This window comes from Ralstonia sp. VS2407 (assembly GCF_052950655.1).
Window position 1 is genome coordinate 173,996 of sequence record NZ_JBRFVG010000001.1, and the last position, 20,687, is coordinate 194,682.

The 20,687-nt window shown below is 63.6% G+C and carries 23 protein-coding genes and 1 pseudogene; 11 read left to right on the forward strand and 13 right to left on the reverse strand.

The window, feature by feature from the left end; genetic code table 11:
* The 5 genes from ACU8YE_RS00840 to ACU8YE_RS00860 all read left to right on the forward strand — a co-directional run bounded on the left by ACU8YE_RS00840 (position 1) and on the right by ACU8YE_RS00860 (position 4,935).
* Positions 1-990, forward strand: a complete 990-nt coding sequence (locus ACU8YE_RS00840; protein ID WP_446927916.1) for a sugar kinase — start codon at positions 1-3, stop codon at positions 988-990.
* A gap of 59 nt (positions 991-1,049) precedes the next feature.
* Positions 1,050-2,330, forward strand: a complete 1,281-nt coding sequence (locus ACU8YE_RS00845; protein WP_446927917.1) for an MFS transporter — start codon at positions 1,050-1,052, stop codon at positions 2,328-2,330.
* 4 nt (positions 2,331-2,334) lie between these two features.
* Positions 2,335-3,309 carry an NAD(P)-dependent oxidoreductase gene (locus ACU8YE_RS00850; RefSeq protein WP_446927918.1) on the forward strand — a complete coding sequence of 325 codons (975 nt, stop codon included), beginning with the start codon at positions 2,335-2,337 and terminating at the stop codon, positions 3,307-3,309.
* A 79-nt stretch (positions 3,310-3,388) separates the two neighbouring features.
* Positions 3,389-4,453, forward strand: a complete 1,065-nt coding sequence (locus ACU8YE_RS00855) for a LacI family DNA-binding transcriptional regulator (RefSeq protein ID WP_343619196.1) — start codon at positions 3,389-3,391, stop codon at positions 4,451-4,453.
* A complete protein-coding gene (locus ACU8YE_RS00860; protein WP_232042227.1) occupies positions 4,450-4,935 on the forward strand; it encodes a nucleoside 2-deoxyribosyltransferase in 486 nt (161 codons plus the stop codon). The genes ACU8YE_RS00855 and ACU8YE_RS00860 overlap by 4 nt, the downstream gene beginning before the upstream one ends.
* Before the next feature lie 144 nt (positions 4,936-5,079).
* Here ACU8YE_RS00860 and ACU8YE_RS00865 read toward each other — a convergent pair whose 3' ends face one another.
* On the reverse strand, positions 5,080-5,541 hold the full coding sequence (locus ACU8YE_RS00865) for an NUDIX domain-containing protein (protein ID WP_232042228.1): 462 nt from the start codon (positions 5,539-5,541) through the stop codon (positions 5,080-5,082).
* A 1-nt stretch (position 5,542) separates the two neighbouring features.
* Positions 5,543-5,698, reverse strand: a pseudogene (locus ACU8YE_RS00870) (ABC transporter permease); the annotation flags it as partial.
* Between the two features lie 451 nt (positions 5,699-6,149).
* On the opposite strand from ACU8YE_RS00870, the gene ACU8YE_RS00875 reads away from it, so the two are divergent.
* A complete protein-coding gene (locus ACU8YE_RS00875; RefSeq protein WP_446927919.1) occupies positions 6,150-6,515 on the forward strand; it encodes a hypothetical protein in 366 nt (121 codons plus the stop codon).
* A 65-nt stretch (positions 6,516-6,580) separates the two neighbouring features.
* Here the strand turns inward: ACU8YE_RS00875 and ACU8YE_RS00880 are convergent, their stop codons facing one another.
* From ACU8YE_RS00880 to ACU8YE_RS00890, 3 genes are all read right to left on the reverse strand, one after another.
* The gene (locus ACU8YE_RS00880) at positions 6,581-7,108 is read right to left on the reverse strand and encodes a DUF3318 domain-containing protein (RefSeq protein WP_316868576.1); all 528 of its coding nucleotides are present in this window, start codon (positions 7,106-7,108) and stop codon (positions 6,581-6,583) included.
* Positions 7,105-7,482, reverse strand: coding sequence for a phage holin family protein (locus ACU8YE_RS00885; protein ID WP_024976342.1), 378 nt, complete (start codon positions 7,480-7,482; stop codon positions 7,105-7,107). The genes ACU8YE_RS00880 and ACU8YE_RS00885 overlap by 4 nt, the downstream gene beginning before the upstream one ends.
* 140 nt (positions 7,483-7,622) lie before the next feature.
* The gene (locus tag ACU8YE_RS00890) at positions 7,623-7,949 is read right to left on the reverse strand and encodes a DUF883 family protein (RefSeq protein ID WP_009238780.1); all 327 of its coding nucleotides are present in this window, start codon (positions 7,947-7,949) and stop codon (positions 7,623-7,625) included.
* Positions 7,950-8,232: 283 nt separating this feature from the next.
* Between ACU8YE_RS00890 and ACU8YE_RS00895 the strand changes: the two genes are divergently transcribed.
* The gene (locus tag ACU8YE_RS00895) at positions 8,233-8,871 is read left to right on the forward strand and encodes a peroxiredoxin (protein ID WP_024976341.1); all 639 of its coding nucleotides are present in this window, start codon (positions 8,233-8,235) and stop codon (positions 8,869-8,871) included.
* A gap of 251 nt (positions 8,872-9,122) precedes the next feature.
* On the opposite strand, the gene ACU8YE_RS00900 is transcribed toward ACU8YE_RS00895, so the two are convergent.
* Both ACU8YE_RS00900 and ACU8YE_RS00905 read right to left on the reverse strand, forming a co-directional pair.
* Complete coding sequence (locus tag ACU8YE_RS00900) at positions 9,123-10,505, reverse strand: NCS2 family permease (protein ID WP_446927920.1); 1,383 nt, start codon at positions 10,503-10,505, stop codon at positions 9,123-9,125.
* 410 nt (positions 10,506-10,915) lie between these two features.
* Positions 10,916-12,109, reverse strand: a complete 1,194-nt coding sequence (locus tag ACU8YE_RS00905; RefSeq protein WP_446927921.1) for an acyl-CoA dehydrogenase — start codon at positions 12,107-12,109, stop codon at positions 10,916-10,918.
* Between the two features lie 103 nt (positions 12,110-12,212).
* Here ACU8YE_RS00905 and ACU8YE_RS00910 point away from each other — a divergent pair, with 103 nt between their 5' ends.
* Positions 12,213-13,037, forward strand: coding sequence for an IclR family transcriptional regulator (locus tag ACU8YE_RS00910; protein WP_260802861.1), 825 nt, complete (start codon positions 12,213-12,215; stop codon positions 13,035-13,037).
* 10 nt (positions 13,038-13,047) lie between these two features.
* Here ACU8YE_RS00910 and kynA read toward each other — a convergent pair whose 3' ends face one another.
* From kynA to kynB, 3 genes are read right to left on the reverse strand one after another with little or no spacing between them, the layout of a single operon-like run.
* Positions 13,048-13,932, reverse strand: a complete 885-nt coding sequence (gene kynA / locus ACU8YE_RS00915; protein WP_446927922.1) for a tryptophan 2,3-dioxygenase — start codon at positions 13,930-13,932, stop codon at positions 13,048-13,050.
* Between the two features lies 1 nt (position 13,933).
* Positions 13,934-15,187: a kynureninase gene (gene kynU / locus ACU8YE_RS00920; RefSeq protein WP_446927923.1), complete on the reverse strand. Its 1,254-nt coding sequence runs from the start codon at positions 15,185-15,187 to the stop codon at positions 13,934-13,936.
* A 47-nt stretch (positions 15,188-15,234) separates the two neighbouring features.
* Positions 15,235-15,864 (reverse strand): arylformamidase, encoded by a 630-nt coding sequence (kynB, locus tag ACU8YE_RS00925; RefSeq protein WP_232042236.1) that lies wholly within the window; start codon positions 15,862-15,864, stop codon positions 15,235-15,237.
* Between the two features lie 148 nt (positions 15,865-16,012).
* Between kynB and ACU8YE_RS00930 the strand changes: the two genes are divergently transcribed.
* The gene (locus ACU8YE_RS00930) at positions 16,013-16,540 is read left to right on the forward strand and encodes an Lrp/AsnC family transcriptional regulator (protein ID WP_112185510.1); all 528 of its coding nucleotides are present in this window, start codon (positions 16,013-16,015) and stop codon (positions 16,538-16,540) included.
* Between the two features lie 88 nt (positions 16,541-16,628).
* Entirely contained in the window at positions 16,629-16,835 is a 207-nt protein-coding gene (locus ACU8YE_RS00935; protein WP_024976333.1) for a DUF3079 domain-containing protein, read from the forward strand.
* 13 nt (positions 16,836-16,848) lie between these two features.
* Here ACU8YE_RS00935 and ACU8YE_RS00940 read toward each other — a convergent pair whose 3' ends face one another.
* Positions 16,849-17,427, reverse strand: coding sequence for a flavin reductase family protein (locus ACU8YE_RS00940; RefSeq protein WP_232042981.1), 579 nt, complete (start codon positions 17,425-17,427; stop codon positions 16,849-16,851).
* 181 nt (positions 17,428-17,608) lie between these two features.
* On the opposite strand from ACU8YE_RS00940, the gene msrA reads away from it, so the two are divergent.
* Positions 17,609-18,169: a peptide-methionine (S)-S-oxide reductase MsrA gene (gene msrA, locus ACU8YE_RS00945; RefSeq protein WP_322016311.1), complete on the forward strand. Its 561-nt coding sequence runs from the start codon at positions 17,609-17,611 to the stop codon at positions 18,167-18,169.
* 15 nt (positions 18,170-18,184) lie between these two features.
* Here msrA and ACU8YE_RS00950 read toward each other — a convergent pair whose 3' ends face one another.
* Positions 18,185-19,270, reverse strand: coding sequence for a DUF72 domain-containing protein (locus tag ACU8YE_RS00950; protein WP_446927924.1), 1,086 nt, complete (start codon positions 19,268-19,270; stop codon positions 18,185-18,187).
* Between the two features lie 4 nt (positions 19,271-19,274).
* A complete protein-coding gene (locus ACU8YE_RS00955; RefSeq protein WP_232042240.1) occupies positions 19,275-20,495 on the reverse strand; it encodes an SAM-dependent methyltransferase in 1,221 nt (406 codons plus the stop codon).
* Positions 20,496-20,687: the final 192 nt, after the last annotated feature.

The following is a 20,687-nucleotide window of genomic DNA, read 5'->3' on the forward strand; positions in this document are numbered from 1 at the left end:
ATGTCACAGATGTTGGATGTCATCACCTACGGCGAAGCCATGGCGATGTTCGTAGCGACTGCGCCCGGGCCGCTGGCCCAGGCCACGCAATTCACCAAACGCATCGCGGGTGCCGATCTGAACGTGGCCATCGGCTTGAGCCGCCTCGGTTTTCGCGTCGGCTATGTGAGCCGAGTTGGGCAGGATTCGTTTGGTGAATACGTGCTGGAAACGCTGGCACGCGAACGGATCGATGCCTCGTGCGTGGTGGTGGACCCGCAATATCCGACCGGCTTCCAGCTGAAGTCGCGCACCGACGATGGCAGCGACCCGCGTGTGGAGTACTTCCGCAAGGGATCGGCCGCCAGCCGCCTCTCCTGCGCCGACTATGTGGCCGACTATGTGCTCGGTGCTCGCCATCTGCATCTCACGGGTGTGGCCCCCGCGATTTCCGCATCGTCGTGCGAACTTGCGTTCCACCTTGCACAAGAGATGCGCGCGGCCGGTAGATCAATCTCGTTCGATCCGAATCTGCGCCCAACGCTATGGCCTTCCGCTGCGGAGATGGTGAGCACGCTGAACGCGCTGGCGTCGCTTTCCGATTGGGTGCTGCCCGGCTTGACCGAGGGACAGCAACTGACGGGCTATGACACCCCGGCCGATATCGCGCGCTTCTACCTCGATCGAGGTGCGCGTGGTGTCGCCATCAAGCTGGGCGCTGCCGGCGCGTACTACCGGACCGCCGACGGAGCAGAAGGCATCGCCGAGGGTGTGCGTGTGGAGCGCGTTGTCGACACGGTGGGCGCGGGTGACGGCTTTGCCGTGGGCGTTGTCAGCGCTCTGCTCGAAGGGCAGTCACCCGAGTTGGCCGTTGCGCGCGGCAACCGTATCGGCGCGCTGGCGATCCAGGTGATCGGGGATTCCGAAGGCCTGCCGACTCGCGCTGAGCTTGATGTGCTTGAGCAAGCGGCCCGCATTGTGTGCGAGCCGGAACCCATTCCCAGCGTGTAACGCAGCGCTTCGACTGCCGCCCTTCGCGGGCAACGCAAACCATCAAAGGAGACACGAACATGGCAACGCAACTCGCGGCGCGGCGCTGGTGGATGATCATGCCGATCGTCTTTATCACGTACAGCCTGGCCTACCTCGATCGCGCGAACTACGGCTTCGCGGCAGCGGCCGGCATCAACCACGATCTGGGGATCAGCCAGGGGCTGTCATCGTTGATCGGCGCGCTGTTCTTTCTCGGCTATTTCTTCTTCCAGATTCCGGGCGCAATTTACGCAGAACGCCGCAGCGTGAAGAAGCTCGTGTTCATCAGCCTGGTGTTGTGGGGCTTGTGCGCGGCGCTGACGGGCGTCGTGAGTGACATTCCCTCGCTGCTGGCGATCCGGTTTGTGCTGGGTGTGGTCGAGGCGGCCGTCATGCCTGCGATGCTCATCTACATCAGCAACTGGTTTACCAAGCACGAGCGTTCGCGCGCGAATACGTTTCTGATTCTCGGTAATCCCGTGACGGTGCTTTGGATGTCGGTGGTGTCGGGCTACCTCGTGCGCGAGTTCGGCTGGCGCCATATGTTTATCGCCGAGGGCGTGCCCGCCATCATCTGGGCCGTGTGCTGGTGGTGCCTGGTGCAGGACAAGCCGGCGCAGGCATCGTGGCTGAGCACACAGGAAAAGCGCGACCTGGAACAGGCATTGGCGGCGGAGCAGGCGGCCATCAAGCCGATGCGCAACTATGGCGAGGCCTTCCGCTCGCCGGTCGTCATCAAGCTGTGCGCGCAGTACTTCTGCTGGAGCATCGGCGTCTATGGCTTCGTGCTGTGGCTGCCGTCCATCGTTAAGAATGGCTCGTCGCTCGGCATGGTCGAGACGGGCTGGCTGTCGGCGTTGCCGTATCTTGCTGCCACCATCGCGATGCTTGCGGCGTCGTGGGCGTCGGACAAGATCGGTTCGCGGCGCGGTTTCGTTTGGCCGTTCCTGCTGGTGGGCGCTGCGGCGTTTGCTGCATCGTTTGCACTCGGGTCAACGCACTTCTGGTTGTCGTACGCGCTGCTCGTCATTGCCGGCGCGGCGATGTATGCACCGTATGGTCCGTTCTTCGCCATCGTGCCGGAGCTGCTGCCGAAGAACGTCGCGGGCGGTGCGATGGCGCTGATCAACAGCATGGGCGCCCTCGGTTCGTTTGTCGGCTCGTACTTCGTCGGCTACCTGAACGGTGCCACCGGCTCGCCGCTGGCGTCGTACGCATTCATGAGCGCCGCACTTTTTGCGGCCGTGATCCTCACGCTCTGCGTCAAGCCGCAACCGCGCGATGCTTACGCGCTCGCGCATCCCCTGCCAGGAAAATGAATTGATGAAACCTCTCGTCGTTGCCTATAAGCCATTGCCCGACGATGTCGTCGCCCAATTGCGCGAGCATGTCGAACTCGTGCAGGTCGACGGCGCTGCGGCGTTGACCGAGGCGCTTGCCAACGCCGAGGGCGCGATCGGTGCGAGCCTGAAGATCACGCCGCAGATGCTCGACCGCGCGCCCCGGCTCAAGGCGTGGTCCACGATCTCCGTCGGTTATGACAATTTCGACGTGCCCGATCTCACGCACCGTGGCATTGCGCTGGCGCACACACCGGATGTGTTGACCGAGTCAACCGCCGATACCGTGTTTTCGCTGATTCTCGCGTCGGCCCGGCGCGTCGTTGAGCTGGCCGAGTGGGTCCGGGCAGGCAACTGGCAGCGCAGCATCGGGCCCGAGCTTTACGGCACGGATGTTCAGGGCAAGACGATTGGTATCGTCGGGCTGGGTCGCATCGGTGCGGCAGTGGCTCGCCGTGCTGCGCTAGGTTTCCGTATGCGTGTGCTGTACACGAACCGGCACCCGCATCCCGAGGCCGAAGCGCAGTACGGCGCGCGCCGCGTGACGCTCGACACGTTGCTGGCCGAAGCCGATTTTGTTTGCCTGCAGGTGCCGCTGACGCCTGAAACGCAGCACCTGATCGGCGCGGCAGAACTGGCGAAGATGAAGCGCAGCGCGATCCTGATCAATGCGTCGCGTGGGCCCGTCGTTGACGAGGCAGCGCTCATCCATGCATTGCACAACGGCACGATCCGCGGCGCTGGGTTGGACGTGTTCGAGCGCGAGCCGTTGGCCGCCGATTCGCCACTGCTGGCCATGAAGAACGTAGTTGCATTGCCCCATATCGGCTCTGCAACGCACGAGACGCGACACGCAATGGCCCGCTGCGCCGCCGACAACCTGGTCAAGGCGCTGGCTGGCACGTTGCGTGAGAACCTGGTCAATCCGCAGGTACTGGACCCCGCCCGCGCTTCATGAGTCGGGTACCGGGATTGCGCTATGATCCTCGCACCCTGGCTCCGGCCCCTCGCGCCGACGGACCGTTCTGAAGCGCATCGTGACTGATTCCCCATCCTCTTCCTCGCGCCCTGCGACCATCACCGATGTGGCCCGCGAAGCGGGAACCGGCAAGACCAGCGTGTCCCGCTATCTGAACGGCGAGATGCAGGTCCTTTCCGAAGATCTGCGGCAGCGCATCGAAGCCGCCATCCAGCGGTTGAACTACCGGCCCAACCAGATGGCGCGCGGTCTCAAGCGCGGCCGCAACCGTCTGCTCGGCATGCTGGTGGCTGACCTGACCAATCCTTATACGATCGAAGTGCTGCAAGGCGTGGAGGCAGCCTGCCACGCGCTGGGCTACATGCCGCTCATCTGCCACGCCGCAAATGAGATCGAGATGGAGCGCCGGTTCGTGCAGTTGCTGACGACGTACCGGGTCGAGGGATTGATCGTCAACGCGCTCGGTGCGGAAGAAGCCGTGCTGCGTCCGCTGCGGGGCGGCGGCATTCCTGCCGTGCTGGTGGATCGCACGGTCGAAGGGTTTGACGCCGACCTGGTGGGCCTCGATAACCGCGACGCCATCAGGTTGGGTGTGCAGCATTTGCTGGATCACGGTTTCGATTCCATCCAGTTCATCGTGCAGCCGTTTGAGCAGGTCAGTTCGCGGCGGGAGCGCGAACTCGCCTTCCGAGAAACGATGGCAGCGACAGGGCGTCCAGCGGAGCCGACCGTGGTGCTGGACCCAACCGATCCGGCCTCAGTCGAGCGTGCGCTGGCAGAGATCGATGCACGCATCGATGCAACGCACCAGCAGGGCGGAAAGCGACTGGCGCTGTTTATCGCCAACGCGCCGGTTGCGCTTGTCGTTGTGCGGCATCTGCGCACGCAATTTGGCCCAGCTTGGCAGGAGCGGACGGCGCTGCTGTCGATCGATGATCCGGAATGGGCGGAGTTGATCGGCATCACCACGATCCGGCAACCGACGTACGACATCGGCTACAAGGCCGTCGAATTCGTGCATGAGCGCATCGAAGGTGTGAGCGGCGACGCCCGTGTCGTGTTGCTACCGGGCACGCTCGTCGAACGTGCTTCCACGTTGCGTTCGCTGCAGGCCGCGTCATGACGTTGCGTCTCTACCTCGCCGGGCCGGACGTTTTTCGCCCCGAACCCATCGCGCATGGCGAAGCGCTTAAGGCGCTGTGCGCGGAGTTCGGCTTCATCGGCCTGTATCCGCTCGACAACGCGATCGCCCCGCAGGCTGATGGCTTTGCGACCGCCGCGGAGATCTACCGCCAGAACATCACACTAATCGACTCGGCCGACGCGGTGCTCGCCAACGTGGCGGATTTTCGCGGCCACGAGCCCGACTCCGGTACGTGTTTTGAAATCGGCTACGCCATCGCCCGCGGCAAAGACGTGTGGTGCTACAACGTGCCTGACGTGCCGCTGGTCGGTCAGGTGCCGAACACCAATGGCAACGATGCAGACGGCTGGGCCGTGGAAGATTTCGGCCTGCCGCGCAACCTCATGATCGCTTGCAGCTGCCGCCTCGTCGTGGGCGATGTGCGCGTGTGCCTGAAGCGTATGCGTGCGCACTACGCCTAGTCGCGAGCTGGATATGCGGTTGCGGATTGCTTCCCTCCGGGCAAACGAGGCCATCCACTTCGCGCCAGGCTGCCCCGACAAAGATCGGCGCACGTTGCATCGCACGAACTTTGAAGGTGACGTGCCGGTTTAGGGCCCGTTCGTCTACAGCCCGGCCTCGGCCAGGCGGGCATCAATACTCGCCAGCGTCAACGTCTGTGCAAACAGCCGCGTGAGCGATTGGCTCGCATACTGCGGCACCTCGTCCGCTGTGGTCCAGCGGTACGCATCCATCTCGGGGATGAGCCTGCCGGTGTGATAGCTGTTGAACATCGATGTGCACGTGAGCGTGTCGAGTGCAACTTCTGCGCGGCGCAGGCGCGTGGCGAACAGGTGCAGTTCCTTGTCGCGGCGATAGGGGAAACGGCCGAGTTCGATCAGTGCGTGGCTGTCGAGCACGAGGCCGGTTTCCTCGCGCGTCTCGCGCAGGGCGGCGTCGCGGTCGTTTTCGCCCGGGTCAGGGGCGCCTTTGGGGATGTCCCAGTGGCGCGTCTCGGTGGCATGGGCGAGGAGCACATCGCCATCTTCGTTGAGCAGGACGAGGCCGCAGGACAGGGCGATCGGCATGTCATTTCGCTCCGGAGCGTTGCGTGATGCGTGCGGTCAGCGATTGGTGCTCGCGGCTGAATAACCGGCGATAGGCCAGCAGCACAACCGCGACCGTGCCCAGCCCCGGAGATGCCGCCAGCAGGAACATGAGGATGAGCTGGTAGCGCACAGCCTCCTGGAGCAGCTCGTTTTCGCCCGCGCCTGAGGGGCCGGCCAGCGCAATGCGATCGCCGGCCTGCACGGCAAGCGTGGCAGGTTGCAGCAGCGTGACACTGGTGCGCGCATCGCGGCGTTGGAGATGGGAGGCGGCCAGCATGGTGGGGCGAGGGTGTTGCGTACAGTACGGCATCAATGCGCGGCTCTTATGCATTATGCATATGAGCGGAGGCTGGGCTCCTCCGCCGTAATCCTGACCTCGCCTGCGCAGGCACTGTACCGTCGCCGCGTCGTCACGCCATCCCCGTGCCATGCGGAATGCCCCCTAGCCCAAACGGAGCAGCCTGAATGCGCTGACCGGTGGCCGATGTCGGACGAATCCGACATGCCATTCAGCCACGGGCGGGTCGCCATTTGCACATACCGGGCATACGATCGAAACATCACTATAAGAAAAGGTGGAGGGCGGCATGGAGACCGACAAAGTGCAAGTGGCCCACCCGTGGTGGCAGCCGGGAGTTTTTGCATCTGCGCCAGCCATTTTTCTCTGGATCTGCGCTGAGTTGCCTCCCGATATGCTGGGCGCCATCTTCCACGCGGGTACGTCGCCCGACTCGCTTCGGCACGTGGGTGACACGCTGTTCGTGATCGGCTGGACCGCCAGCGGCGCGCTCATGTGGCATGGCCGGCGGCGCATCGGGCATGACGCGGACGTGACAGAGCAACCGGTTTCCGCGGCGGTGGAGGCGACGGAGCAGCCGCACGGGCTCGCTGGTTTGCGCCAGAACATGGCCCGGCGCTGGGAGCGCATGCGCCATCCGATTCCGCTGCACTGATATTGCGCTGCCGCAAACAAGAAAGGCCGGATTGCTCCGGCCTTTTTGACGCGCGGGAAGCCCTTTCAGGATGTGCTGCCCGGAATGATCTCGTTCGCATCGGCATTAGATGCAGACGTTGCCGTACTGACCGGCTCGCCTTGTGCATCTTGCCATTTCTTGTAACCCCACCAAGCCGCTCCGGCCACGATTCCGACCTTGCCGAGCTTGCGCGTGATCCGGCCGATGACGGTGCGGCGCAATCCTGCATACGCGAGCGACAGCGCGGTGCCCACCAGCGGATATTCACGCGCAATGCCGAGCGCTCGCATCAGGCCATTGGGGCGCGCGAGCGGGCGGATGACGCTGGGCAGCAACGCGCCGAGGCCGCCCAGGCTGAAGGTACGGCTGGCGGCGCGATGAACATCGTTGCGGGCTTGAGCGTAGTCGTAGCGCTCCAGCGCGGCGCGTGTCAGAAGCAGTTCCTTGCGGACGCTCAGTGGCAGGCGCGTTTCGGCGCCGCGGCGTGATGGCCGCACATGATGTCGCGCACTCGATGCGGGTTCGTTCATAGACGGGCCGGGCGACGGCGTTTGTTCGGTGGGATCGGTCATCGGCGCAGGATCTCCCGGTCTTTGTCGAGCTCGGCCAGCGTGGCCTCGAACAGCGGCGGGGCGTTACGCAGCAGCGAGCGTACCTTCCACAGGCACGCCGCCGCGCCCAGCGCATACAGCGCTGCCATTACGGCAAGGGACTGCCAGCGATACGTATCCCAGCAAAGGATGACCACCAGCGCCGTCAGTGTCATGATGGACAGGCCGATGAGGCTCACGGCCAACATGCCCAGGAAGGCGGTCCCGAGTAGCCGTTCTTTTTCTTCAGCCAGTTCGACGCTGGCCAGCTCGAGCCGCGTCTGCAGCATCGAGACGACCGTGCCGGCCAGTTTCTTCAAGGAAGCGAACAGCTTTGGGCTGGTGTCGTCGGTCATGAGGTGTGGAAAAGGTGCTAGGCCAATGGCGCCACTGCGGACCCAGCACGCGCCATGCCCGGAATGGAGCCCCCAAAATGCAACTGGCCGATGGCGCGATCCACAGGGCGCGCGCCATCGGCCAGAAAGGGTGCTGCGGGTTACTTGCGGTTGAGCAGCAGGCCGATCAGCAGGCCTACGCCGGCCGCCACGCCCACGGCTTGCCACGGATGATCATGGACGTAGTCATCGGTGGCGCGTGCGGCAGCCTTGCTCTTGTGGACGACCGCGTCTTGCAGATCCTGCGCCTTCTCCTTGGCTTGGCGGAGCATGCCCATGCCACGCTCGCGCAGTTCGGCGGCCTTTTCGCCGCTGCTGGAGGCAGCTTGTTTGAGCAGGGTTTCAGCGTCGGACAGTACAGTCTTCACGTCGGTCATCAGTTTCTCCTTATTGACGGAATCGGCCAGGTTGGGGGAAGTGTTCGTCATGGTCGGGTCCTCGGTGTCGGGGGGGTAGTTCAATCGTCAATCTGTCGATGCGCTTATTCGCTAGCATATGTGTGAGCACTGCGAAACTTCAAGCGCTCGCGTCGCGCGCACTGCGATGGATCAAGGCTTCGGTCATTGTCCGGCAATGTGCGCACGCCTTCCACCCTGTTGTCAGCAAATGCCGCGCCTAATGACGAAAAGTGATGTTGTTGTGAATTTATAGTCGTTTTGGTTGGATGGCAATCTGGCTATAGTGGTTCCCAATCTGTGTATGGAGGACACGATGTCTCTACGTTTGGGCGATATCGCCCCTGATTTCGAGCAGGATTCCAGTGAAGGCCGCATCAAGTTCCATGAGTGGCTGGGCAATAGTTGGGGCGTGCTTTTCTCGCACCCGGCCGATTACACGCCGGTCTGCACCACCGAACTGGGCCTGACCGCCAAGCTGAAGGACGAATTTGCCAAGCGCAATGTCAAGGCGATTGCGTTGTCGGTCGATTCGGTCGAGTCGCATAAGGGCTGGATCAACGACATCAACGAGACGCAGAACACCAGCGTCAACTTCCCGATCATTGCCGACCCCGATCGGAAGGTTTCACAGCTGTACGACATGATTCATCCGAATGCGAGCGAGACATTCACTGTGCGTTCGCTGTTCGTGATCGATCCGAACAAGAAGATTCGCCTGACGATTACGTATCCCGCTTCGACGGGGCGCAATTTCAATGAAGTGCTGCGCGTGATCGACTCGCTGCAGTTGACCGACAGCCACAGTGTGGCCACGCCGGGTAACTGGCAAGACGGCGACGACGTGGTCATCGTGCCGTCGTTGAAGGACGAGGAAGTCCTCAAGCAGAAATTCCCGAAGGGCTACAAGGCGGTGCGGCCGTATCTGCGCCTGACGCCGCAGCCCAACAAGTGACTGTCTCCTTGGTAGTGTGATTGCCGCCCGGCCTTGTGCCGGGCGTTTTTGCGTTGGAACCGGCTCGGGATCCTACTGGGCGGGCCGATCTTGGCCCTGTGATGCTCGCCGTACCCATGTAGGGCTGCGCTTCTCGGACCAACCTCGGCCCGCTCGCTACGGATCCTGATCCGGTTCTCAGGTAAAACAAAACCGGCCAGCCCTTTCGGGTCTGGCCGGTTTGTCTTTTGTGAAGACGGGTCAGTGTGCGATCAGATCGCCCAGCCGCCTGCGTAGAAGGCCACCAGCGCACCGGCAATCGCCACGGTGCCGATGTTCAGCTTGCGCCATTCGCCGGCCACCAGGCGGCCGATCACCAGCGTGCTGAAGCCGAGCATGATGCCGGTGACGATGTTGCAGGTCAGCACGATGAACACGGCACAGACCAGGCCAGACAGCGCGTCAACCATGTCGTCCATGTGCAGCTTGCTCACGCTGGAGAGCATCAGCAGGCCGACATACATCAGCGCCGGGGCCGTTGCGTACGACGGCACCAGGCCAGCCAGCGGCGAGAAGAACATCACCGCCAGGAACATCACGCCCACCACGACAGCCGTCAGGCCCGTCTTGCCGCCAGCTGCCACGCCAACCGTCGACTCGATGTAAGCCGCGGCCGGCGCACCGCCGAAGAACGCCGAGAAGATCGAGCTGATCGAATCGGCCGTGAGGGCGCGGCCGCCGTTGATGATGTGGCCCTTGTCGTTGAGCAGACCGGCTTGGCCGGCCACGGCGCGGATCGTGCCGGTGGCATCGAACACGGCAGTCATCACGAGCGCCAGCACGCTCGGCAGCACGGCGGCGGTGAGGGCACCGCGGATATCCATTGCGCCGATCAGCGAGGCATGACCTGCAGAGGCGAGTGAAGGCACGGCGAACACGCCCGTGAACTTCACGGCCGGGTCAAAGATCAGGCCCAGGATCGAGATGGCGATGATCACGATCAGGATGCCACCCGGCACGCGACGACGCTCCATACCGAAGATAGCGGCCAGACCCAGCACCGACATCATGACCGGGAAGGCGGTGACGTGGCCCAGTGCAACAGGCAGGCCCTCGCCGGCGTTTTTGACCACCAGACCGACGTCGTTGGAGGCGATCAGCAGCAGGAACAGGCCGATGCCGATGCCCGTGCCATGCGCCACGCCCGAGGGCAGATTGCGCAGGATCCAGGAGCGCACGCCCGTGGCCGAGATGGCCGTGAAGGCCACACCCATCAGAAACACCGCGCCCAGCGCGATTTCCGGCGTCAGCTTTTGCCCAAGCACCAGGCCGAAGGCCATGAACGCGGTCAGCGAAATTGCACAGCCGATGGCGATCGGCAGCTTCGCCCACAGGCCCATCAGCAGCGAACCAAAGGCGGTGGTCAGGCACACCGCGACAAAGACTGCGCTGGTATCAAAGCCGGCCTTGCCCAGCATGCCGGGCACTACAAACACGGCGTAGACCATTGCCATGAATGTGGTGATGCCGGCCACGACCTCGCGCTTTTGCGTGCTGCCGCGTGCAGAAATCTGGAAGTAGCGATCAATGGCACGCGCGTCGGCGATGCCAGCGGCGCCAAGTTCCGTCGACGACGGAATGGTCTGTTCAGCCATGGTGGGTTTGTCTCCTGGCAGGACTCCGCGCCGGCCGATCTTGGTCGTCCGCGTAGGGTGCCCTGTTCTGGTTTTGATATCGGTACGGGTGCCTGCGTACGCGCGCCGGCATTCTCCAGACCGTTGTCTCGCGATTGGTTTTGTCGCGTGGCGCTGCAATCTGCGTGTGGACCGCGCGCTCGTTCTATCGGTGTGAGGGGCGTGCGGCCCAACAATCCGCCGACACTTGGACCGAAGCATAGACGCGCGCTACCGCCGATTCATGCGGCGTGGCGTATCCCGGTCATTTGCAAATTGGTATATCGCGAGGGGAGGAGAACAACGGTGCCCAGGACGGGCGAGAGGTGCGGCAGCGGGTGTGGCGAGTGGTGCACGAGTGTGCCCCAACTCGCCGGAAAAACAAAGCGCAATCAGAAGAAAGCCTGAATGCCGGTTTGTGCGCGGCCCAGGATCAGCGCGTGGATATCGTGCGTGCCTTCGTACGTGTTCACCACTTCCAGATTCACCACGTGGCGGATCACGCCAAACTCGTCGGAGATGCCGTTGCCGCCCAGCATGTCGCGCGCCACGCGGGCGATATCGAGCGACTTGCCGCACGAGTTGCGCTTCATGATCGACGTGATTTCCACGGCGGCCGTGCCTTCGTCTTTCATGCGGCCCAGGCGCAGGCAGCCTTGCAGGCCGAGCGTGATTTCGGTCTGCATGTCGGCCAGCTTCTTCTGCACCAGTTGGTTGGCGGCCAGCGGGCGACCGAACTGCTTGCGATCGAGCACGTACTGGCGCGCGATGTGCCAGCAAGCTTCTGCAGCGCCCAGCGCGCCCCACGCAATGCCATAGCGCGCCGAGTTCAGGCACGTGAACGGGCCTTTGAGGCCGCGCACGCCCGGCATCAGGTTCTCTTCCGGTACGAACACTTCGTCCAGCACGATTTCACCGGTGATCGACGTACGCAGGCCGACCTTGCCGTGGATGGCAGGTGCCGTCAGACCCTTCCAGCCTTTCTCCAGGATGAAGCCGCGGATTTCGTCCTCGCCGTTGTCGTTCGGCAGCTTGCCCCATACGACAAACACATCGGCGATGGGCGAATTGGTGATCCACATCTTGGCGCCCGACAGCGAGTAGCCGCCGTCGACCTTCTTGGCGCGCGTGATCATCGAGGCCGGGTCGGAGCCGTGGTTCGGCTCGGTCAAGCCAAAGCAGCCGATCCACTCGCCGGTTGCCAGCTTGGGCAGGTACTTCTGCTTTTGCGCTTCGCTGCCGAATTCGTAGATCGGCACCATCACCAGCGACGACTGCACGCTCATCATCGAGCGATAGCCCGAATCCACCCGTTCGACTTCACGGGCAATCAGGCCGTAGCTGACGTAGTTCAGGCCGGGGCCGCCGTACTGCTCGGGAATCGTCGGGCCCAGCAAGCCCAGCTCGCCCATCTCACGAAAGATCGACGCGTCGGTCTTCTCATGCCGGAACGACTCCAGCACGCGCGGCATCAGCTTGTCGTGGCAGTACGACGCTGCGGCGTCGCGCACCATGCGCTCGTCGTCGGTCAGTTGTTGGTCGAGCAGCAGGGGGTCGGCCCAATTGAAGGCATTGCGAGCAGTCACAGCGGTAGTCTCCGAGTCTTTGTTGTTCCGACATACGGAACACAGTTTCGAAATTTAGAGCTATCATAGCGCAACCACCGACGATTTCCAGGGCTTTTTTGCCATGAGCACAACCCGTCTCCCCGATCCCGAATTCGACACCGCGCCCGCCGAGTCGAGCGATCCGAATTTCGTCACGGCGCTCGCGCGCGGACTGGAACTGCTGCGCGCATTCCGCCCTGGTGACACGCTGCTAGGCAACCAGGAATTCGTCCGGCGCACGGGCTTTCCCAAAGCCACCGTCAGCCGGTTGGCCGGCACGCTGGTGTCGCTCGGCTACCTGCGTTACGACGATGCGCTCGGCAAGTACGGGCTGGACGCCGGTGTCCTGGCGCTCGGATTTGCGTATCTGGCATCGAGCGACGTGATCCAGCTCGCGCGCCCGCACATGAGCGCGTTTGCACAGCGCTTTGGTGTATCGATTTCGCTGGGCAAGCGAGATCGGCTGGACATGGTGTACCTGGAGACGATCCGTCACGACAGCCCCTCGATGAGCGGGTCGTCGGGGCTGGGCGTGGGCTCGCGGCTGTCGCTGCTGTCGAGTTCGATGGGACGAGCCTATCTGGCTTCGTTGCCCGCAGCGCGGCGTGAGCGTCTGTACGAAGCATTGCGCACGCAACAGCCAGCGCAGTGGGCGGCAGAAGGTGCCGCTGCAGATGACGCAGTGAAAGCCGCCATACGCAATGGTTACGCCGTATCCCTGCGCGACTGGCATCCAGCCATCCACGCGTGTGCGGTGGCGTTTTTCGCGCCGAGCCAGCGCGAGCCTTACGTGGTGAGTTGCAGCGCGCCGTACACGGCCGCCGACGCAGAGCGCATTCGCGACGAGCTGGCCCCTGCGCTGAGAGAGTTCGCGGCAAGGCTCGGCCAAGTGGTCGAGCCAGCCTGAGCTGCGCAGGTCAAAGATCCGTGCGCAGCTTCCAAAGCTCCGGAAACAACACCACATCCAGCATCTTCCGCAGGTAACCGACGCCCTCGGTGCCACCCGTGCCACGCTTGAAGCCAATCACGCGCTCAACCGTGGTCACATGCCGGAAGCGCCATTGCCGGAACGCGTCTTCCAGATCGACGAACTTCTCGGCCAGTTCGTACAGCTCCCAGTGGTGCGTCGGGTCGCGGTAGACCTCCAGCCACGCTGCTTCCACCGAAGCGTTGTAGGTGACCGGGCGCGACCAGTCACGCTCGATGCAATCCGCGTCGAACGCAAAGCCGTGACGCGCCATGTAACGCACCGCCTCGTCGTACAGCGATGGCGCTTCCAACGCAGTCTTGACCTGCTCGTAATGCTCGGTGCGATGCGCGTGCGGCTTGAGCATCGCCGCGTTCTTGTTGCCGAGAATGAACTCGATCTCGCGATACTGATACGACTGGAAGCCCGATGATTGCCCCAGGTGCGGACGCATGGCGGAGTACTCCGGCGGCGTCATCGTTGCGAGCACGTTCCACGCCTGCACCAGCTGATCCATGATGCGCGACACGCGCGCCAGCATCTTGAATGCGGGCGGCAGGTTGTCATTGCGCACGCAATCCCGCGCGGCACGCAGCTCGTGCAACATCAGCTTCATCCACAGCTCTGTCGTCTGATGCTGGACGATGAACAGCATCTCGTTGTGATCGGGCGAGCGCGGGTGCTGCGCGTTCAGGATCTGGTCGAGTGCGAGGTAGTCGCCGTAGCTCATCGATTTCGAGAAATCGAGCTGGGCGTCATGCCAGCCTTCGCCCTGGGCGGCATGCATGGGGCAGCCCGATGCTGCGGGCTTGGTCGGTTCAATTGGGTTCGACATCTCAGGTCACCAGCGTACGTTCGTTGAATTGGGTCGATTTCCATGCGCTGGTTTCCAGCACATCGCGCAGAATTTCCACCGCATCCCACACATCGGCAAAGCTTGTGTACAGCGGCGTGAAACCGAAGCGCATGATGCGCGGCTCGCGGTAGTCACCGATCACGCCGCGCGCGATCAGTGCCTGCACCACGGCATAGCCGTTGGGGTGTTCGTAGCTGACGTGGCTGCCGCGGATGGCGTGGTCGCGCGGCGTGACGAGCGTGAGCGGAAAGCCTGCACAGCGCGTTTCCACCAGCGTGATGAAGAGATCGGTCAGCGCAAGCGATTTGGCGCGCAGGGCGGCCATCGACGTCTGCGCGAAGATGTCGAGCCCGCATTCCACCATCGCCATCGACGTGATCGGCTGCGTGCCGCACAGGAAGCGGCCGATGCCGGCGTCAGCGTCATAGCGCGACTCCATCGCAAAGGGCCGAGCATGGCCCCACCAGCCCGACAGCGGCTGCCAGAAGCGCTCGCGCAGTGCCGGTGCCACCCACACGAAGGCGGGCGAACCGGGGCCGCCGTTCAGGTATTTGTAGGTGCAGCCGATGGCGTAATCCGCGCCGCCTGCGTGGAGGTCGACGGGCACCGCGCCGGCCGAATGCGCCAGATCCCAGATGGCCAGCGCGCCGTGCTGGTGCGCCAGTGCCGAGACGGTGGCCATGTCGTACATGTGCCCGCTCTTGTAGTTCACGTGTGTGAGCATGGTGACCGCGACGTCGTCGCCGAGCGCCCCTTCCAGTTCTTCCGGCGAGTCGATCAGGCGCAGCTTGTAGCCGTCGCGCAGCAGGTCGGCCAGTCCTTCAGCGATGTACAGGTCGGTCGGGAAATTGTGCGTTTCCGACACGATGATCTTGCGGTCGGGCGCGTCTTCGCGCTGCACGCGAATCGCCGCAGCCAGCACCTTGAATAGGTTGATCGACGTGGTGTCTGTGACGACGACTTCGTCTTCGCGCGCACCGATCAGCGGGGCCAGTTTGTTGCCCAGGCGGCGCGGCAGTTCAAACCAGCCGGCCTGGTTCCAGCTGCGGATGAGGCCATCGCCCCATTCGCTGGCGACGACTTCCTGCGCGCGGGCAAGGGCAGCTTTCGGGCGTGCACCGAGCGAGTTGCCGTCCAGATAGATCACGCCGTCGGGCAGCGCAAAGGCGTCGCGCAGCGAGCCGATCGGATCGGCCGCGTCGCGTTCGAGGCAGGAGTTGCGGGTGATGGTCATGTGAATGCGGGGCGAAAAAAGCGGTTGGTGTTCTGTCGATGTATCGATCAGGGCAGGCTGCGCAGCACGGCGCGCACCGGGCTTGCATCGAGGGTGGCGAACTTGAGGGGCAGGGCGATCAGCTCGTAATCGCCGGCAGGGACGTCGTCGAGCACCAGTCCTTCCAGGATGGCGAGGCCGTGCTTGCCGACGGCGTGGTGCGCGTCCATGGTCTTGGAGGTTTGCGGGTCGAGCGAGGCGGTGTCGACGCCGATGAGCTTGACGCCGTGGGCAGCCAGCAGCGCGATGGTTTCGGGCGCGACGGCGGCAAAGTGGTCGTCCCACGCGGTCTGCGGCATGTGTGCGTACGTGCGCAACAGCACGCGCGGCGGAGTATCGGTCAGCGCTTCACGCACGTGTTCCGGCTCGACGCGCGCTACGCCAACGCAGTGGATGACGCGGCATGTGCCGAGGTAAGCGTCCAGCGACACGTGCCCGATGGCAGCGCCGTCGGCGCGGTAGTGCAGCGGCGCATCGGCATGCGCCCCCGTGTGCGGCGAGAGCGTGATGCGTCCGACGTTGACCGGGCAGTCGCCTTCCAACTTCCACGCAATTTCCTGCGAAAACGGCGTGTCGCCGGGCCAGGTGGGCGTGGCGGGCGAAAGCGCGGGGCTGATGTCCCACAAAGTGCGTTCCAAGGCGGCTCCAGGGCAAGAAGATCGGTGAATCCGTGCCGGAATGATAGGGAAATCCACGCGCAATGGGTTTGCATAATCGTGCGTGTGGTTCCGCTGTATTCGCATAAAATGCAACTTATTAAAGAAAGCACGCAAATAACGACGACAGATGCAACTCGATACCACCGATCTGCGCATTCTGCAGGTATTGCAGGAAGACGGCCGCATCAGTAACCAGGACCTGGCCGAGCGCGTGGCGCTGTCGCCGTCGGCCTGCCTGCGACGCGTGCGGATGCTGGAAGAGGGCGGCGCCATCACAGGCTATCGGGCGCAACTGGGGCGCGCGGCACTCGGGCTGGAACTGGAAGCCATCGTGCAGGTGTCGATGCGCCAGGACGTGACGGGCTGGCACGAGACCTTCATGGCTGCCGTGCAGAGCTGGCCCGAGATCGTGGCCGCCTACATCATCACCGGGGATTGCAACTACATCCTGCGGGTGCAGGCGCCAAACCTGCAGCACTACTCGGAGTTCATCATCGAGCGGCTGTACAAGACGCCCGGCGTGATGGACATCCGCTCGAATATCGTCCTGCGTACCATCAAGGACCGCGATGGCGGCTTGGCGCTGCTAATGGAAGCGCGTGGCGTGCGCCCGCTGGAGGGCGGGGCGGCGGGCAAGCGCGGGAAGGCAAAGTAGACGCTAGCGCCGGAGTTTCTGACGAGAATCAATCCCCTACTGCAAGCATGCGCGGATAGTGGCCCTGTGTTGCCGACCGGAGCGGGCCATGGCCAAGAAGTTTCCGCTGCATCCTGTGCACCCCGAGCGCATCTGCTGGGGCTGCGACAAGTATTGCTCCACCGACGCCCTTGGCTGCGGCAACGGCTCGGGCCGTACGCAGCACCCCGCTGAACTGCTGGGCGACGACTGGTACGAATTCGGGGATTGGGGCATCGAAGCGGAGGCGCCGCAGAAGGCAGCGACTTCCACGTGATGCGGGCGGGGCGTCAGTCGCCGATGTGCGTGAGCGACGAAAACGCGCCGCGATGGAACACCAGCGGCGCGCCATCCGCGTCGATCACGCCGCAGCGCTCGACTTCACCCACGAAGATGACGTGGTCGCCTTCGTCATATCGGCTGCGGTTATGGCACTCGAACCACGCCAGCGATTGCGCGAGAATCGGCAGACCGGTCGGGCTCAGGCGGTAGTCGATATTGGCAAAGCGGTCGCCCTTGAGCGTGGCGAAGCGCTTGCACAGGTCCAACTGCTCGGCCGCCAGGATATTGATGACGTAGTGCGAGCCGGCGTGGAACAGCGGAAATGAGTTGGCCTGCGTGCCCAGGCTCCACAGGACCAGCGGCGGGTCCAGCGACACCGAATTGAACGAGCTGGCCGTCACGCCGACGAACGCCGGCGTACCTGGCCGACCTTCCGAGCGCGTGGTGACCACCGTCACCCCAGTAGCAAACTGGGAGAGCGCACGCCGGAAGTGCGCGGCGTCAAAATCGGGCGGGGTGGCGCGGCCATGTGGGCGTCGATGTGACGACGCCTCGCGCGCTGAGGATTCCGGGGCGCGCGCATCCATGGGAATGGCTCCGTGTTGGTCCATGAAAACTACCGAAAGTAATAGTCAATTGTAACGGACGTCCGATAGGCCGCGTCGGGGTAGGGCTTTGCGTGGTTCTGCGATCACATGATGGTGCCTGTGTCAGGATGAGGGCCTTCGGCCGACCAATGGCAGCTCAATCAATTGCAGGAGAACTCGAATGACTGAACAACGCGCCCTTGAAACCGCCGTCCTGGGCGGAGGCTGCTTCTGGTGTCTGGAGGCTGTGTTCCAGCAGGTGCAAGGCGTGCACAGCGTGGTGTCCGGCTACGCCGGCGGCCATGTCGATCACCCAAGTTACCGTGCCGTATGCAACGGCAACACTGGTCACGCTGAAGTCGTAGCGGTGACATTCGACCCGGCCGTGATCCCATATCGCGAGATTCTCGACATCTTCTTCGCCATTCACGACCCGACCACCGTGGACCGCCAGGGCAACGATGTCGGCCCGCAATACCGTTCAGCCATCTTTGCCCAAACGGCCGGACAACTGGCGACGGCGCGGACGGCCGTTGCCGAACTCGGCGCCAGCGACATCTTTGAAGCGCCCATCGTGACGGAACTGGTGGATGCCGCTGACGGCAAGGTGACCTTCTGGCGCGCGGAAGATGAGCACCAGAATTACTTCCGCGATCACCCGGCGCAAGGCTACTGCGCGTTCGTGATCTCGCCCAAGGTGGCGAAGTTCCGCAAGCAGTTCGCGCACCGCCTGCAGGGCTAGGAGAGGGCGCCGAGGCTACGCTGCGTTCGCGGGAAGGCGCGCGGCAATGGCCTCGGCCAGCTTGATGCACGACAACGGGGACGATCCTTCCGCCTTGTTGCTGACCAGGATCGTCACCTTGCGCCCGGCCGCCAGCGCGGCGACTGCCATGTCGGCCAACGTTTCGCGCGAGAACGGGTCTTCATCGACGAGCTTGTTGAACGGTTTGTACGCCGCTTCGGCTTGTGCATAGCGATAGCGGCTGTTCAGGTTCCAGCGCACCACCAGCGGGCCGCCCGCGCCCTCATCCAGCAATGCAACGGCGGCGGCTTGCCGGTCCGCCGCCGGCATCCGCTCATGCAGGCCGACGCAATAACGCACGCCTGCTGCGCGCAGCATCTTGATCAAGCGTGGCGTGAGCAGCGTGGCGTCGCGCAATTCCACCGCGTAGACGGCATCGGGATTGAGTTGTGGATCGAGCGGCGGCAGGGCGGTCAGGAACGCCTCAAGCCGTTCCACAAAGCCGGCGGCATCTTCGGCCAGCGCGCCCAGCGGCGAGAGCTGAAACACCAGCGGCCCGCACCGCATGCCAAGCCCGCGGGTGGCGGGCTCGACAAAATCGCGAATCGCAAATTCAGCATTCAGGAAGGCGGGATTGGCCATGCGGCCGCGCCCGTCCGATTCCCGAATCCACGCATCGCATACGGCGGAAGTTGCCTTGACTGCAAAGCGGAAATCTTCCGGCACGCTGGCCGCATAGGCAACGTAGTCCGCGAGCGGAATCGGTGAATAGAAACCGCGATCAATGCTGACCGTGCGCAGCAGCGGGTGGCGGGCATAAGCAGCCAGGCCTTTGCGCGCGAGCATGGATTCGGAATATTCGCCCCCATACACCAGCCCGTCCCACCCCGGATACGACCACGACGAAGTGCCGATGCGCAGGCCGCGCGGCAGGCGTTGCGCCAGCTCGGCCACTTCGGGTGAGACCGTAGCTGGCAGCACGCCCTGGCGGGTGGGTGAACGTTTGGTTTTCGGAGCGGACTTGCCTGGTTCGGCGGCCACGCCATCGGTGGTTGCGGGTGGCGCGCCGAACAGATCGTCGATGGGGGAGCTGGCGGTCAAATGGTTACGCGTAGATATAGCGGCGCGACCACGGGATCGTCGTCGCCGACTTGCCGGCCTTCTGCAGCACGGTTTGGAAGATCGAGATTTCGTCGGCGTCGAAGGCGTGTGCGCAGCCGGCCAGGTAGACGCGCCAGATGCGGTATTTCTTTTCGCCCACCATCGCGCGGATGGTCTCGCCGTTGGTCTCGAACCGCTCGGCCCAGTGCTCGAGCGTGCGCGCATAGTGGCGGCGCAGGCTTTCAACGTCAAGCGCTTCCAGGCCGCCATCCTGCGCGGCGCTCAGTGCCAGCGAGATGTGCGGCAGCTCGCCTTGCGGAAAGACGTAGCGATCGATGAAATCGCCGCCGCCCATGGAGCTTTCGCCGCCGGCCGTGTCAGAAGACGTGATGCCGTGGTTCATGGCGATGCCGTCGTCGGCCAGCAGATCGTGTATGCGGCGGAAATACACAGGCAGGTTCTTGCGACCGACGTGCTCGAACATGCCGACGCTCGTGATGCGATCGAACTGGCCAGTGAGATCGCGGTAGTCCTGGATGCGGATCTCGATCTGGTCTTGCAGGCCGGCCGCGCGCACGCGTTCGGTGGCGAGCTCGTATTGGTTTTGCGACAGCGTCACGCCCAGGCAGCGCGCGCCGTACTTCTGCGCGGCGCGCAGCACGAGCGCACCCCAACCGCAGCCGATATCGAGCAGCGTTTGCCCCGGCTGCAAGCGGATCTTGGTAAGGATATGGTCGATTTTCTTGAGCTGCGCCTCGTCGAGCGTTTCATCGCCGTTTTCGAAGTAGGCGCAGGAGTAGACCATGTTCTGGTCCAGCCACAGCTTGTAGAAATCGTTGGAAACGTCGTAGTGGTACTGGATCGATTCCTTGTCGCCCTCCTTCGTATGGGCGAAGTGGCGCACCACGCGGGCCAACGCATTGCCGCTGCTGACCGCCGCCGCTGAAGCGAGGCTGTAGCCAACGTTGATGATGTCGGCCAGCTTGCCGTCCAGGTCGATCTTCTCCTGAACGTACGCCTCACCGAGGTTGTTGAGCGTCGGGGACAGCAGCAGCGGCAGAGCGCTCGCCTCGCGCACGGTGAGCGTGACGCGGGGCTGCTCGAAGCGGCCCAGTTCGTATTGGTCGCCGTTCCATAACCGCAGTCGTACGGGAAGGTTGGCAGACTCGCGGATGTCCTGGATCCACTGCTCGAGTTTGCGGTCAATCGCCTGTTGGAAAAACATGTCGACGCCTCCCTGATGTGCAGGTGTTCGAGGCGGCCATCGGATTGCAGCCCGAACGGATCACATTAGCTTACGACAAACTTTCCCATTGTGCTGTGCGGGTCTTAGGGGGCGCGTGCCGAGCCAATCCTCCGCAGCAAGCGCCGTGCCGGCATGACGCGATGCGCAATAACGTGTTGCGTCTCCACTCGC

Bases quoted from the DNA above. Each gene is read 5' to 3' on its own strand.
- ACU8YE_RS00840 (WP_446927916.1), top strand. From the start codon at position 1: ATGTCACAGATGTTGGATGTCATCACCTACGGCGAAGCCATGGCGATG.
- ACU8YE_RS00845 (WP_446927917.1), top strand. From the start codon at position 1,050: ATGGCAACGCAACTCGCGGCGCGGCGCTGGTGGATGATCATGCCGATC.
- ACU8YE_RS00850 (WP_446927918.1), top strand. From the start codon at position 2,335: ATGAAACCTCTCGTCGTTGCCTATAAGCCATTGCCCGACGATGTCGTC.
- ACU8YE_RS00860 (WP_232042227.1), top strand. From the start codon at position 4,450: ATGACGTTGCGTCTCTACCTCGCCGGGCCGGACGTTTTTCGCCCCGAA.
- ACU8YE_RS00865 (WP_232042228.1), bottom strand. From the start codon at position 5,541: ATGCCGATCGCCCTGTCCTGCGGCCTCGTCCTGCTCAACGAAGATGGC.
- ACU8YE_RS00875 (WP_446927919.1), top strand. From the start codon at position 6,150: ATGGAGACCGACAAAGTGCAAGTGGCCCACCCGTGGTGGCAGCCGGGA.
- ACU8YE_RS00880 (WP_316868576.1), bottom strand. From the start codon at position 7,108: ATGACCGATCCCACCGAACAAACGCCGTCGCCCGGCCCGTCTATGAAC.
- ACU8YE_RS00885 (WP_024976342.1), bottom strand. From the start codon at position 7,482: ATGACCGACGACACCAGCCCAAAGCTGTTCGCTTCCTTGAAGAAACTG.
- ACU8YE_RS00890 (WP_009238780.1), bottom strand. From the start codon at position 7,949: ATGACGAACACTTCCCCCAACCTGGCCGATTCCGTCAATAAGGAGAAA.
- ACU8YE_RS00895 (WP_024976341.1), top strand. From the start codon at position 8,233: ATGTCTCTACGTTTGGGCGATATCGCCCCTGATTTCGAGCAGGATTCC.
- ACU8YE_RS00900 (WP_446927920.1), bottom strand. From the start codon at position 10,505: ATGGCTGAACAGACCATTCCGTCGTCGACGGAACTTGGCGCCGCTGGC.
- ACU8YE_RS00910 (WP_260802861.1), top strand. From the start codon at position 12,213: ATGAGCACAACCCGTCTCCCCGATCCCGAATTCGACACCGCGCCCGCC.
- kynA (WP_446927922.1), bottom strand. From the start codon at position 13,932: ATGTCGAACCCAATTGAACCGACCAAGCCCGCAGCATCGGGCTGCCCC.
- kynU (WP_446927923.1), bottom strand. From the start codon at position 15,187: ATGACCATCACCCGCAACTCCTGCCTCGAACGCGACGCGGCCGATCCG.
- ACU8YE_RS00930 (WP_112185510.1), top strand. From the start codon at position 16,013: ATGCAACTCGATACCACCGATCTGCGCATTCTGCAGGTATTGCAGGAA.
- ACU8YE_RS00935 (WP_024976333.1), top strand. From the start codon at position 16,629: ATGGCCAAGAAGTTTCCGCTGCATCCTGTGCACCCCGAGCGCATCTGC.
- ACU8YE_RS00940 (WP_232042981.1), bottom strand. From the start codon at position 17,427: ATGGATGCGCGCGCCCCGGAATCCTCAGCGCGCGAGGCGTCGTCACAT.
- msrA (WP_322016311.1), top strand. From the start codon at position 17,609: ATGACTGAACAACGCGCCCTTGAAACCGCCGTCCTGGGCGGAGGCTGC.
- ACU8YE_RS00955 (WP_232042240.1), bottom strand. From the start codon at position 20,495: ATGTTTTTCCAACAGGCGATTGACCGCAAACTCGAGCAGTGGATCCAG.